The sequence below is a fragment of the Prochlorococcus marinus XMU1411 genome, assembly GCF_017696075.1.
Taxonomy (GTDB): Bacteria; Cyanobacteriota; Cyanobacteriia; order PCC-6307; family Cyanobiaceae; genus Prochlorococcus_A; species Prochlorococcus_A marinus_V.
The window spans coordinates 371,361-384,897 of the sequence record NZ_JAAORI010000003.1 but is presented as its reverse complement, the minus strand read 5'-3'; the positions used below and the strand labels follow the sequence as shown (position 1 = coordinate 384,897).

General features: G+C 30.6%; 17 protein-coding genes. 6 read left to right on the top strand and 11 right to left on the bottom strand.

Annotated features, from left to right (window positions below; genetic code table 11):
• Positions 1 to 2 precede the first annotated feature (2 nt).
• The 4 genes from HA145_RS03865 to HA145_RS03850 all read left to right on the top strand — a co-directional run bounded on the left by HA145_RS03865 (position 3) and on the right by HA145_RS03850 (position 5,291).
• Positions 3 to 1,637, top strand: coding sequence for an ATP-dependent DNA ligase (locus HA145_RS03865; protein WP_209127931.1), 1,635 nt, complete (start codon positions 3 to 5; stop codon positions 1,635 to 1,637).
• Between the two features lies 1 nt (position 1,638).
• Positions 1,639 to 4,125: a ligase-associated DNA damage response DEXH box helicase gene (locus HA145_RS03860; RefSeq protein WP_209127930.1), complete on the top strand. Its 2,487-nt coding sequence runs from the start codon at positions 1,639 to 1,641 to the stop codon at positions 4,123 to 4,125.
• Positions 4,126 to 4,800, top strand: a complete 675-nt coding sequence (pdeM, locus tag HA145_RS03855) for a ligase-associated DNA damage response endonuclease PdeM (protein ID WP_209127929.1) — start codon at positions 4,126 to 4,128, stop codon at positions 4,798 to 4,800. It begins immediately after the preceding gene.
• 179 nt (positions 4,801 to 4,979) lie between these two features.
• Positions 4,980 to 5,291 carry a hypothetical protein gene (locus HA145_RS03850; RefSeq protein ID WP_209127928.1) on the top strand — a complete coding sequence of 104 codons (312 nt, stop codon included), beginning with the start codon at positions 4,980 to 4,982 and terminating at the stop codon, positions 5,289 to 5,291.
• 182 nt (positions 5,292 to 5,473) lie between these two features.
• Here HA145_RS03850 and HA145_RS03845 read toward each other — a convergent pair whose 3' ends face one another.
• The 10 genes from HA145_RS03845 to HA145_RS03805 form a co-directional block, all read right to left on the bottom strand.
• Positions 5,474 to 5,620: a hypothetical protein gene (locus HA145_RS03845; protein WP_002808068.1), complete on the bottom strand. Its 147-nt coding sequence runs from the start codon at positions 5,618 to 5,620 to the stop codon at positions 5,474 to 5,476.
• 392 nt (positions 5,621 to 6,012) lie between these two features.
• The gene (gene pstB / locus HA145_RS03840; protein WP_209127927.1) at positions 6,013 to 6,822 is read right to left on the bottom strand and encodes a phosphate ABC transporter ATP-binding protein PstB; all 810 of its coding nucleotides are present in this window, start codon (positions 6,820 to 6,822) and stop codon (positions 6,013 to 6,015) included.
• Positions 6,823 to 7,716 carry a phosphate ABC transporter permease PstA gene (pstA, locus tag HA145_RS03835; protein ID WP_209127926.1) on the bottom strand — a complete coding sequence of 298 codons (894 nt, stop codon included), beginning with the start codon at positions 7,714 to 7,716 and terminating at the stop codon, positions 6,823 to 6,825.
• Positions 7,717 to 7,722: 6 nt separating this feature from the next.
• Complete coding sequence (gene pstC / locus HA145_RS03830; protein ID WP_032524262.1) at positions 7,723 to 8,670, bottom strand: phosphate ABC transporter permease subunit PstC; 948 nt, start codon at positions 8,668 to 8,670, stop codon at positions 7,723 to 7,725.
• Between the two features lie 105 nt (positions 8,671 to 8,775).
• A complete protein-coding gene (gene pstS / locus HA145_RS03825) occupies positions 8,776 to 9,747 on the bottom strand; it encodes a phosphate ABC transporter substrate-binding protein PstS (RefSeq protein WP_209127925.1) in 972 nt (323 codons plus the stop codon).
• A gap of 99 nt (positions 9,748 to 9,846) precedes the next feature.
• Entirely contained in the window at positions 9,847 to 10,902 is a 1,056-nt protein-coding gene (locus tag HA145_RS03820; protein ID WP_209106197.1) for a potassium channel family protein, read from the bottom strand.
• Between the two features lie 179 nt (positions 10,903 to 11,081).
• Positions 11,082 to 11,213: a hypothetical protein gene (locus HA145_RS09605; RefSeq protein ID WP_257469976.1), complete on the bottom strand. Its 132-nt coding sequence runs from the start codon at positions 11,211 to 11,213 to the stop codon at positions 11,082 to 11,084.
• A 77-nt stretch (positions 11,214 to 11,290) separates the two neighbouring features.
• Positions 11,291 to 11,644 (bottom strand): DUF1499 domain-containing protein, encoded by a 354-nt coding sequence (locus HA145_RS03815; RefSeq protein ID WP_209127924.1) that lies wholly within the window; start codon positions 11,642 to 11,644, stop codon positions 11,291 to 11,293.
• 121 nt (positions 11,645 to 11,765) lie between these two features.
• Positions 11,766 to 11,903: a hypothetical protein gene (locus tag HA145_RS03810; protein WP_209127923.1), complete on the bottom strand. Its 138-nt coding sequence runs from the start codon at positions 11,901 to 11,903 to the stop codon at positions 11,766 to 11,768.
• A 96-nt stretch (positions 11,904 to 11,999) separates the two neighbouring features.
• Positions 12,000 to 12,383 carry a DUP family protein gene (locus HA145_RS03805; RefSeq protein WP_209127922.1) on the bottom strand — a complete coding sequence of 128 codons (384 nt, stop codon included), beginning with the start codon at positions 12,381 to 12,383 and terminating at the stop codon, positions 12,000 to 12,002.
• A 282-nt stretch (positions 12,384 to 12,665) separates the two neighbouring features.
• On the opposite strand from HA145_RS03805, the gene HA145_RS03800 reads away from it, so the two are divergent.
• Positions 12,666 to 12,977: a DUF3303 domain-containing protein gene (locus HA145_RS03800; protein WP_011818215.1), complete on the top strand. Its 312-nt coding sequence runs from the start codon at positions 12,666 to 12,668 to the stop codon at positions 12,975 to 12,977.
• 95 nt (positions 12,978 to 13,072) lie between these two features.
• The gene (locus HA145_RS03795; protein ID WP_032520682.1) at positions 13,073 to 13,267 is read left to right on the top strand and encodes a hypothetical protein; all 195 of its coding nucleotides are present in this window, start codon (positions 13,073 to 13,075) and stop codon (positions 13,265 to 13,267) included.
• Positions 13,268 to 13,287: 20 nt separating this feature from the next.
• Here HA145_RS03795 and HA145_RS03790 read toward each other — a convergent pair whose 3' ends face one another.
• On the bottom strand, positions 13,288 to 13,530 hold the full coding sequence (locus HA145_RS03790) for a hypothetical protein (RefSeq protein ID WP_079300121.1): 243 nt from the start codon (positions 13,528 to 13,530) through the stop codon (positions 13,288 to 13,290).
• Positions 13,531 to 13,537: the final 7 nt, after the last annotated feature.

Below are 13,537 nucleotides of genomic sequence, written 5' to 3'. Positions count from 1 at the left end.
ATATGAGCTTAAAAAATTTTTCAGAATTATTTGTAGATTTAGATTCAAGTAACAGTACAAATAATAAAATTGAAGTTTTAAAGAATTATTTTTTATCTAATGATCCAATAGATAATTCATGGGCAATATATTTACTTACTGGGAAAAATAATAAGAGATTTATTAGTGGAAGATATTTAAAAAATCTTTTTTCTCAAATATATGAATATCCCGAATGGTTAATTGATACATGTTATTTAAAAGTTGGTGATTCTGCTGAAGTAATAACGTTATTACTTAAAAATAAAAGTACCTCAAGAAAAAAGAAATTATCAAATATAAGTCTCAATGAATTACTAAGCAAAACAATTCCTGATTTATCAAAACTTAATGAGGAGGAAAAGAATTTAGAAATTAAAAATCTTTGGGAAACATTGCCTGAAGATAACCATCTAATTTTCAATAAAATACTTACAGGAACCTTTAGAGTAGGAGTCTCAATCGGATTAATCACAAAATCAATATCAAAACTAATTAATTTGGATGAAGAGATTATTTCTCATAGGTTGATGGGGAATTTCGATCCTTCAATTGATTCATATGAATTTTTAATTAACAAGAATATCAATCTTCAAGAGTTAAATTCCAAACCATTTCCATTTCTCCTAGCAAATACCATTGAAGATAAAATCCTCAAACATTCAATAAATAATTTTCAATTTGAATGGAAATACGACGGTATTAGGATGCAATTAATTAAAAGATCAGGCAATGTTTCGTTGTGGACAAGAGGGCAAGAATTAGTAAATGAATCTTTCCCAGAATTAGTAGAGAAAATGACGCATATAAAAGACGATTTTGTTCTTGATGGGGAATTATTAGTTTGGAATTTTAAAGAACAAATTGCCTTTGATTTTTCTTCACTTCAAAAAAGAATAAATAGAAAATCTCCTACTAGATCAATCCAAATAAAATATCCAATTATTTTTATTGCTTATGATCTTTTGGAGATTAATGGAAGAGATATAAGAGAAATTAAATTAGAAAATAGAAGAATTGAGTTAGAAAAATATTTTTCAAAATGGCAAAATAAAACTGAGAATAATATCTCGGATATTTTCAAAATATCTGATTTAATTTATCCTAAAGATTGGCCTGATGCCTTAACTTATAAAGAAAAATCTCGAGAAAATAATACTGAAGGATTAATAATTAAGAAAAAGACTTCTATATATGCTTCTGGTAGAAAAAAAGGTATTTGGTGGAAATATAAAGTTGATCCTATGCAGCTTGATGCTGTTCTAATTTATGCTAAGGGCGGTAGCGGTAGAAGAGCTGGTCTGTATACAGATTATAGTTTTGCATTATGGAAAGACCAGGAATTAATTAAATTTGCAAGTGCATATTCTGGTTTAACGAATATTGAGATTAAAGAACTAGATAAATGGATAAGGAAAAATACAATAGAAAAATTTGGTCCTGTTCGATCTTTAAAACCAGAAATGGTATTCGAAATATCTTTTGAGAAAATACAAATATCAAAGCGTCATAAATCAGGCATAGCAGTAAGATTTCCAAGAATAACAAAATGGAGAAAAGATAAAAAAATTAATGATGCAGATAGCCTAGAGAATGCTTATGAACTGATGAAAAAATAACATGAAAAATTTTAAGCAAAATATTAAGCAAAATAATTTAATTTCTAAAATTAAACAGTTTTTCTTCACAAATGGATGGAAGCCATTACCCTACCAGATCGAATCTTGGGAAGCATTTTTAAATGGAGAGAATGGAATAATACAAGTTCCTACTGGATGCGGCAAAACTTATGCTGCATTAATGGGGCCTCTATCACAGATAGAAGATCCCAAAAATAATAAAAGTGTGAATATATTATTAATTACGCCTTTAAAAGCACTAACTAGAGATTTAAAAAATTCCATACAATTAGCAGCTTTACATTTTAATAAAGAAATTACTGTAGAAATCAGGAATGGGGATACCACCTCATATGAAAAGAAAAAGCAATTAGCTAAACCACCTAATATCCTTATAACGACTCCAGAGTCTTTATCTCTTTTACTTTCTAATAAAGAATCTAATAATTTATTTAAGGAGTTGTCATCAATAATTATTGATGAATGGCATGAATTGATGGGTAGTAAAAGAGGTAACCAGGTCGAATTATCTTTAAGTTGGCTCAGGGGTAATATAAAAAATTTACAAATTTGGGCAATGTCTGCAACTATAGGAAATATTGAAGAAGCGGCAAAAGCAATAGTTGGTATGAGCGCTATTAAGCCCAAAATAATAAGTACAAATATTCAAAAAGAGATCGAAATTATAAGTGTTTTACCTAAGGAGGAAACGACCTTTCCATGGAGTGGGCATCTTGGAATTAGAAGTCATTCTTCACTTTTAAAAAACCTAGATAAAAATAAAAGCACCTTACTATTCACCAATACAAGAAATCAATCTGAAAGATGGTATCAATGTCTTAAATTTTATCTCCCAGAGATGGAAGATAAAATCGCACTTCATCATGGCTCTCTGGATAAAGAAGATAGAAAAAGAGTTGAAGAAGGGGTTAAAGACGGATTAATAAAATGGGTGGTCTGCACAAGCTCATTAGATTTGGGGGTTGACTTCCAACCTGTAGATCAAATAGTTCAAATTGGTAGCGCAAAGAATTTAGCTAGACTTATCCAAAGAGCTGGAAGAAGTGCTCATAGACCAGGTGGTAAATCTAAAATAATTTTTATGCCTACTAATTCTTTGGAGTTATTAGAGATTAGTGCAATGAGAAGAATAATAAAAAGTGGTATATCTGAAGAAATTAGACTTCCTGAATTATCTTATGATGTGCTTTTACAACATCTAATAAGTTTGGCATGCGGAAATGGCTTCGATCCGAAAATTGAGAAAGAAAGAATTAAAAGTTGCTGGAGTTATAGAAACTTAAAAGATCAAGATTGGAATTGGTGTCTTGACTTTTTAGAGTATGGAGGAAAATGCCTTAAAGCATACCCAAAATATAAAAAGATAATTAAACAAGAATCACAAAATAATGATGAAAACTTTAAATATTTTGTAAAAGACAAATCTATAATAAGAATGCATAAGTTCAATATTGGGACAATTACAAGTGACAAATTTGTGAATGTTAAATATATGAAAGGTAAATCCTTAGGTAATTTAGAGGAGAATTTTGCTTCAAAATTAAATCCTGGAGATACCTTTTACTTCGCAGGTAAGATGCTTGAATTTGTAAGAATCAGAGATATGATTTTATACGTTAAAAAATCAACAAAAAAAAGTTCTCTAATTCCTGCATGGGTTGGAGGTCAAATGGCAATTTCTGATCTACTTTGTGAAAGTTTGAGAAAAGAAATAGATATATGCAGTGAATTAGAAAATTATGATTACTTAAATCCTGAACTAAATTCATTACGCCCAATATTGAAGAAACAAAGAGTTCTTTCAAATATTCCAAAGAAAGATGAATTCCTTATAGAAATATATAAAACTAAGGATTTATCAAATCTTTTTGTTTTTACACTTGATGGCAAATTTGTAAATGAAGGAATTGCATTTCTATGGGCTTTAAGATTGGCAAAATTAAAACAATCTACATTTAGTATTACCGCTAATGATTTTGGATTTAGCTTAACTACCGTAGACGATTATGACTTTTCCATAATAAAAAAAGAAGCTGATTATTTTTTGGATAACAAAAAATTAGAAGAAGATCTAGAAAATGCAATTAATTTTTCAGAATTAACAAAACGAAGATTTAAAAATATTGCCCAAATAAGTGGGCTTGTAAATCAAAATAACCCAACCAAAACAAAAACTTCCTCTCAACTTCAAATAAGTTCAAGTCTTTTTTACGATGTCTTTACTAAATATGAAGAAGGCCATCTTTTGATAAAACAATCGCATCAAGAAGTTAAAGAATATCAATTAGAAAATAAAAGAATATCTAGATCATTAGAAAGATTAAAAAATTTTAAAATGCTATTTAACAAGATAAAAACTCCAACTCCTTTTGCTTTCCCTTTATTAGTTGAAAGACTTAAAAATACTTTAAGCAATGAACCAATAGAAAAAAGAGTAGAAAAACTTATAAAAAAATATAGTGATTAAATGAAAAAAAGTTCTTATAAATTTATTTGGGAAGATACATTATTAGAGATGCTTCCTTCAAGAACGTTATTTCTACCAGAAACAAAAGAGTTGTTAATATGTGATATTCATCTTGGGAAAGCTGAGTATTTTCAGCAAAATGGTATACCTCTTACTAATAATTCAGACAAAAACAATTTAGAAAGAATAAAAAAGATAGTTAAAAAATATAGTCCGGAAAAGTTAATAATATTAGGAGATTTATTCCACAGCAAATATTCAATAGACAAAACTCTTAAAAAAAAAGTTGAGGATCTTCCTGAACTACTAAAAACAAATGTTGAACTTGTCCTTGGGAATCATGATGTAGGTTGTGATATTAAGAATATAAAAATTTTCGATATTAGAAAAACAAAAAATATTATTTTCAGCCATGAGCCAGTTAATTTTGCAGACAATAAAATCTTGAATATTTGTGGACATTATCATCCAAAACTCTACTTAAAAAACAAAGGAGATAAATTATCTTTTAGTTGTTTTGCAATGGATAAGAATAAAAATACACTATTTTTGCCTGCATTTGGAGACCTAACAGGCGGATATCCTTGTAAAAAGTCATTTAGAAAATGGGCAATTGTTTCTGAAGAAGAAATAATCGAAATAAAATCCCATAAAAATCTTACTGAAGTAAATTAAATTTTTATTTAGATATAGCAATTTATACTTAAAAGTCTCGTTTAGTTTTTTTTTCAATTAATTTAAAGATCTTATCTATTTTATTAAGAAATAGTAGATAGTTAAAAATTTATAAAGCTAATGCCCCTTTCTTTAGCCAACAATCCACGTTATAAAAAAAATAAACACATTTTATAGAAATGAAAAAATTGATAATATTAATTTTATTTCCATTTCTTCTAATCCCACTTGGGGCAAAAGCAAATGAGAATTTTTCTGTTGAGATTGAGGCACTAACACTAGTAATGGATCAATATAAGGTAGATGCTGAATCAAATAATGAATTAGATAAAGAAGATAAAGAAGATAAAAAACCAATTTACATGGCTCTCAAACAAGATGAATGCAATGCCACTGTTGAAGTTACAGAAAAAACAGGATTAGAGGTTGTAAATACTGAATCATTCGATGTAAATGTATGCTTGAAAGAAATCTATAAAGTTATCAACTGATTAAGCAGCTTATAAAAATATAATAAAAAAAACAAATTAAAGAGGTCTTTTACTTAAAGAAGGTAAGACCTCGAGACCTAACAGAAAACTTTGGAACGGGTTCTGCATACCCAATTAATAACTACATTGGCATTGTAGAGGTGTAATTAAAAGTACAAAAACTCAAATTTTCTTTTAAATAATTATTTCTTCTTTGATAATGTTTGTGATTCTTCTCTAGACATTAAAGCTTCGATTTGAGCAAGAACTTTTTGAAGTTCATCCGTTTTTGTAAGAGATGCTTCTGCAACTTCTCTTAATTTTTCTAACTGTTCTTTAGTTTTATCCATGATAAATAAATTAGAAATTAACCACTTTTAAAAATGGCTTTAATACAGATTTGTCACTCCCACACAGATTCATATTCTCTCTTTTTTTTATAAAGTCAAATAAATTTCCCTTTATTAAGGTTTTATGAGGACTTCCAATTAATTCTTTTTTTAATATTGAAAGCATAAGAATACCTGTATAGAAATACTCTTAAATTATGAAGTAAATACGGGCAATCCTATTGTTGCAGTTGTTATGAGCGCCCCTGCAAAAATCAAGAAAGGTAGAAAAGGGTAGTTTTTCAAAGATAAACTTACTAATTCGAAATAACTATATAGGTATTTATACTGTTTGTCTACCCCTGAGAGTTGTTAAAGGTAAAAATTTTTCTTTTAAAAGTAAAAATTAAACATCAACCAAATTTACCTGATATGTATTCCTGGGTAGTTTTTTCTTTTGGAGAGTTAAAAATTTTCTTTGTCGAATTAAATTCTGCAAGATAACCAACTTTCCCTCCATCACCATCTTCATACTCAATTGCATTAAAAAATGCAGTCATATCGCTAACTCTTAATGCCTGCTGCATATTATGAGTAACGATAATTATTGTGTAATTCTTTTTAAGTTCATGCATCGTTTCTTCTATTTTCAAGGTAGAGATGGGATCTAATGCTGAACATGGCTCATCCATGAGAATTATTTCAGGCTCAATTGCGATGGTTCGAGCAATACATAATCTTTGTTGTTGTCCACCAGATAAAGAGTAACCACTATCATTTAATTTATCCTTACATTCGTCCCATAAAGCAGCTTTTCTTAGTGAACTTTCCACTAATTCATCCATATCTCCAGCAAATCCATTAATTCTTGCCCCAAATGCAATATTTTCGTAAATAGATTTAGGGAAAGGATTAGGTTGTTGAAAAACCATCCCAATTCTTCTTCTTACTTCAACTGGATCTACTCTTTTGTCATAAATATTAGTTCCATCAAACAGGACAGTCCCTTTTAACGAACAATTGGGAATTAAATCGTTCATCCTATTTAAAGATCTAAGAACAGTTGATTTACCGCAACCTGAAGGTCCAATAAGAGAGGTTATATTTCCTTTTTTAAAGTTACAAAAAACATTCCTTACTGCTTCGAAAGTTCCATAGCTAATAGATACATTCTCAAGAGATAAAATGACATTCTTTGGTGTTTTTTTATTAGTTTTAATCATTTATACTCTCTTAGTTTTCTCTGTAAAAGCAGCCAATATCCTTGAAAATATATTTACTGATAGTATCGATAAAACAAGAATAAAGGAAGCTGCCCAGGCTAATTTATTTTGAGCATCATAAGGTTCAAGGGCAAAGTTATATATCAACACAGACAAGGAACCCATCTCATAAAACAAGTCCCCAAAGCCTGTTATGTAGTAGTAAGAGAATAAAGCCGTAAATATCAAAGGTGCTGTTTCGCCTGCGGCTCTTGCGATACCAAGAACGACTCCAGTAGCAATAGATCTAAATGCGGAAGGTAATGTAACTTTCAATATGGTTGTGTACATACTTGCTCCAACACCAAGAGAAGCATATCTCAATTCATTCGGAACCAACTTTAAACCTTCGTCAGTGGTTTTAATCACAGTAGGCAACATTAATATTGAAAGTGCCATACCTCCGGCCAAGCCACTGTACATACTTCCAAATAAGATCTTTGTTGAAACAATTAAGGCATAAATAAATACACCAGCAATTATTGAGGGGACTCCAGCTAAAACATTTACCCCAAATCTAATAAACCTTGAAAAAGCACCGCCTTTAGAATATTCAGCTAGATATATGCCCCCGCCAACACCTACTGGTATCGCAATAATTGAAGCAATGGTAGTTATTATTAATGTCCCTATCAATGCAGGATTAATACCACCCGCATCTAAATCGTCTCCAGGTGGATTTGGTTCTAAAGTAAATAGTTCTGGTGTGATTTGAGATCCACCTTTGATGAGAATATAAGTCACCAAAAAAATCAAAGGAAGTATTGCGATCAATGCACAAATTACTGATAAAGAAGTAAAGAATTTATCTCCTATATTTCTTGATAATCTTTTCTGGTAATAGAGTGAATTCATAATTATCTAATATTTGAGACTAAATTTCTTAACTAGCCATTGCGCAAAGATATTTACCACTAAAGATAGGATCATCAGGACAAAAGCTGCATAAAAGAGTGATGAAACCTGACTTCCATCTGCCTCACCAAACTGGTTTGCGAGCATGGAGGAAATCGTATATCCAGGAGACAATAGAGACCAACTAAATGCATTTGAATTACCAATAATCATTGTGACAGCCATAGTTTCACCCATTGCCCTTCCTAAAGCTAATAAGACACCTGCCATAATTCCTGATAATGCTGCAGGCAAAATCACTGAAAATATTGTTTTCCATCTACTTGCTCCAATTCCATATGCTGCATTTCTTAGCTTTTTAGGAACCTGATTAAGTGAATCCCTTGCAATGGAGGTCACTATTGGCAAAAGCATTACTACTAAAATCAATATTGCTAACAAAGAATTCCTGCCGGTAGGTTCTGTGCTGAATAAAGGTATCCAACCAAAGAAATTGTGTAAAAAGACAAAAAAGGCTCTAAAAAAAGGTTCCATTACAAATATTGCCCAAAGTCCCAATACAACTGATGGAATTGCTGCTAATAATTCAACAAATGAACCTATTATTTCTCTAAAAACTTTTGGGACAAAGTCCTCGGTAATAAATATTGCAGTTCCAACTCCCAAAGGGATAGTTATTAATAGCGATAGGAATGAAGTTACTAATGTGCCATATATTGCAGTAAAAGCACCGTATTCATCTTTTACAGGATTCCATTCAGAAGTTACTAGAAACTTCAATCCATACCTTGAAAATGATTCAAATGACTGAAAAAAGACTACTAAAATAATTCCTAAAAGTATTATTGCTACGAAACTAGACAAGACTAGGGCAGTATTCTTGAAGATAATATCTATATTTTTTTCGATACCGAATCTTTTACGATTCTTGAAAAGAGTTAATTTCTCTTCCATTAAAAAAAGAATATCTCTATAAATCTACTACTAAATGCTGTAAAAGACTTTAAGAGCCGTTAAAGCTATATGAAAGTCATGATAATTTGACATGGTTTGATAAATTTATCTACCTATTTTTTTAACGGCGGCTCTTGATTTATTTAAAATTTCTCCTTTCAAGGGAACAAAACCTAAGGCAGAAGCTTTATCTTGGTATTCATCACTGAGCAATTTATAGAATGTATCTTGAATTGCATTAGTATTCCTACCATTACCTTTTTCATAAGCGAGTATCCAAGTTAAGGTTGCTATTGGATAAGCTCCTTTAGCGGTTGGGTTTGGATTTTTACCCGCCAAGTTCTTATCAAGATTTATTCCGTTTAAAGCTATTGCTCCTGCTTCAGTATTCGGAGTAACGAATTCGCCAGAAAGATTTTGTAAAGCTGCAGCTCTTACCTTCCCTTTTATATATGATTGATTGACATAACCAATTGCTCCGGGAGTATTTTGTATAACACCTGCAACACCAGAATTTCCTTTTGCTCCAACTCCCGAAGGCCATTTAACAGATTTACCAGTACCTAAATTCCAGGTTTTAGAAAAAGCTTCCATAGAATTAGTAAAAGCTTTAGTGGTGCCTGAACCATCAGAACGATGCGTCCAAGTTAATTTACCTGACTTGCATCCTAATTCCTTCCAATTTTTTATCATTCCCATTGCTACTTGAACAGCCTGCTCTTGAGTTAGTTTTAAATCGCAATCATAGTTATATCCAAACGCAATTGTTCCGCCTACCATCGGAATTTGAACAAGTCCTCTTTTAACTTTCTCTATATCAGAATCTTTCATAGGATCATCTGATGCACCAAAATTTACAGTTTCATCTATGAAGGCTTTTCTGCCAGAACCAGAACCTACTGCTTGATAATTAACTCTAGGGCCTCCATCTTTAGCTAAGTCAAAAAACCACCTGGTATAAATTTTCGAAGGAAATGATGCACCAGCTCCACTCAATCTTTTTGAAGCCATTGCAGATGGAGAAAGTATTAATGAAATTACAGAAGAGAAAATCAGGGTTTTTTTGAAAATGAACACTATGTAATGAGAACTAAGTTTGTTGAATACAAAAATAATTTACAGCATTTAAGAAATAAAAAATTTGAAAGATTTATATATCAAATTATTTTGATATGTCTATTTTAATAACTCTACTGCTACAACAAGATTACCCAACAAACCGTTCAAAATATTTAGCTGTTCTTTACTACCAAATGCTATTAATACCTGACCTGGCTGAAGTATGAAATTACCTCCAGGATTAGTAAACAACTTTTCGTTTTCTTTAATAGCTAATATTTTCGCACCACTCTTTTTACCTATTCCTAGTTCAGAAAGTGATCTTTTCTCTGCTGTTTCAAAAAGACTAATATCATTACTTAATTCAAATTCTTCAATTTCACATTCACTCCCTGCTAAAAGATCTAGAAAATCAATGGCTATAGGTCTTAAAGCCATTGATGCCATTGCTCTTCCTGCTGCGATATAAGGGCTTACGACTATACTTGCCCCAGCTAATCTCAACTTACTTGCAGCTTCTTCAGTTCCAGCTCTTGCTATTACTCTTATAGAACTTCTTATCCCTTTAGCGCTTAAAACGACATATAAATTAGCAGCATCATTTGGTAAGGTAACAACCAAACTTTTGCATTTTTCTAATCCAGCCAGTTTTAACGTCTCATCAAGAGTCGCATCAGCACAAAGTACTTCTAAACCATTTTCTTCAGCAATCTTTTTTCTATCTTCATCGCTCTCAACAACAATAATTGGGATATTTTGCGTTTTTATTTGGTTAGAAATTTCCTGACCTACCCTCCCATATCCACACAAAATTACATGATTTTCCATTTTTCTAAGAATTCTTTTAAAACGTAATTCGTTTACTCTTTGAAAATAGCCGGATTCGAATAATCTAACAGCTTTTTGAAAGGTAAATTGAATAAAGATCAATCCGCCTACGATTACTAAAACAGTTACGATCCTGCCTTCAGGACTTAAAGGTTGAACTTCTCCAAAACCAATAGTGGTTATTGTGATTAGAACCATCCATAAGCAATCACTCCATTCCCATCCCTCTGTTATTCGATAGCCAATTGCACCTAAAAAAAACAGAAAGAATAAAGAATAGATAAGACCAAACCAAGGCCTTAAATAGTCTTTAATAAAATAGAACTCAAATAATCTAAGCTTCATATCCCTTATTATCGTTAACTATTCAAAAATTTCAAAAAAATTTTCTATTATGTTCCTAAAACTATTTATTTGTTTAAGTGAAATATATACTAAGCAGGATAATAATATTTATTTTCGTGGCTGTATGCGTTAAACAAATGATTACTATTTCAGGTCTTTTTTAATTCTTCATTATTATTTTAAGGTTTTACTTGTACTGATTCAATAAGAAAATCAGAAGCTGCTTTTAACCAATCAGCGACAGTAAGACGAAGGTCAGGTTGAGAATATACTAGCGCGACTATAATTGCAACTAAGATTATTTTTACCATGGCAATTCAAATATTCTTATGAATTAAAGCACAACTATTTAGTAAAAAGAACCTTAAATTTATAAAAAATAGATTAATTAAAATTTCTCTAATTGATTAAATAAGTATTCCACTCTTCTTAGATTAACGCCCAAATCAGATTGTCCTAATCTTGCTGCAGATCTTATTTGGATTATTCCTTTAGATCTATCTACATAACTTCTTACATCAAGCTTTAAAATTTCGAGGTCATCTGGAAATCTAAAAATTAAGCTTCTACAAACACCTCTCCAATAATTTCTACCACTCTCAATGACTTCTGTACGAGGTAATCCTTCTGCTAGAGAGACAAGTTGAATGAACTTTTGATCAACATTTATTAGTTTCTTTTCTATTAAGACACTATTTAATGGATTAGTTATTGGAGCAAGACCTTGAACGGAGGAAACCATATTTTTAAAAAAAGATATGATTGTTCTAACCGATTTCGTACACAAAGTGAGAGAAAAAAGTAAAGAATTTTCCCATAAATTTGATCCCTTTATAAAGATTCCTTATTTTGTGATCAAAATTCTAAAATTTGAGATTTTTAATTGTTTTTTTTGATAGAGATGGTTGTCTACTTTTATTACTAGTTAGTTTCCTAACCCATAAAAAAACTCCCACAAACAAAAAAATTTCAACAATAATTCCAACCTTTATTAGACTCATTTCTTATCCTTTTTTTTCTTGTTGGTGCCCTCAATGTATGGCACAAGAATATTTAATAACCACTTTTTAAATGAAATTAATGGTTTCATAATCTATTTACTTGCCTTTTCTCCACAAACTCCTCCCTTTAATGAGATCCTCTATATTTGGCCAAGCTGCTATTAATTCTTTAAGTGCTTTTCTATTAGGAGTATAGAAAACACATGACAATGCACTTATTACATAAAGTATGAACCATAACTTACTTTCTGAATAAGCTAAAAACAAAGAGAAAAGAAAACTTCCAATAAAGAAAAAGAAAAAAGTCCTATTTAGTATTTCTAATGGAGTTCTTTTAAGTCTGTAAAATTTAATCTTTTTACTATCTTCTTCAGTATCTTTCTGAAATTTACTTTCGTATGAATTAATTATTTCTTCCTCTAGAACTTTTTCGTACTCTAAATTATCAATTGGATCACTACTATCCTTTTTATTTATCATCGGTATCTATACAGTACAAATATGTTAACTAATTTCAGAAATTTTAAAAAGTATCAAATTTTATCTGTTAACTGGAGCTATACAAACAGATCATGGTTTTGGAAATACTTCAAGATTGTCTTATTTATAAAAGATAAATTAGTCAAAATATTCTTTTTAATTTTCCCAAATCTTTCGGTCATTTAAAATAATCTCTTCTATAAGCTTCATAGCATTAATTAAATTGGGAGGCAATATCTAAATCTAGAGTTAAAATAGTTTAGAGATTTTAATAATATCTATATGCAAAGGTATTTGATTTCCTACGAATTTACAGATGGCGAGGATCAAGAAGAAGGGGCAGAAATGCTAATTAATTGGTACGAATCAGGTGGTCCCCAAAACAGACCTGAAAACTATGAGGTTCATTCTTGGATTTTTATGGTTCAAAATGGGATTGGACATTCTGTAGTAAGTGCAGATTCTCTTGAGACAATTTGGAAGCAATGGCATCCCTGGAGAAGGTTAATGGATATTAGTATTCAGCCGTGTATGGACCTTGATGAAACAGTCGGATTATTTAAAAAACAAAAAATGAATACAAGGATAGTCTAAAAGTATTTCGAACTTCCAAATATAAATTTCTTTTTAGTAGCACCTAATACTACATAGATATATCACTGCGTTAAAAAGGATAAGATTAATTTTCCATGATGAATGATTCTTATCACATTTACTTTAAAGGAGAAATTCTTTTCAAGAATTTAAGTAAAGATGAATTTGAATTCGTTTGGGGAAAACTTTATACATCTTATATAAATGCCCTAAATAAAGAGCTAACCTACGAATTAATTAGCGAAAACAATATTATGGAGCCAGCCTTTAACCTTGAGCCATCTTACTAAATCAAGAACTAAATTCTAGATTATGAATAAAACAAGAAAAGCTGTCTCTCTTTTATTTTGAGGTACTCTTTCTCTTCTTTAGTTATATCTAAAGCAATTTTATTTGCCTCAATTTCGACATTGGAACTATAAGTTTCAAAGTTTTCCTCTCTTTTAAATAGGGCAACAATGCCAATATCTGTTATGAACCAAATAAAAAGATCAGTTTCTCCAATTGGCTCCTCTTTTAAGGAATCAATAATCAAATCACAGGTTGAATCCATTTAATTA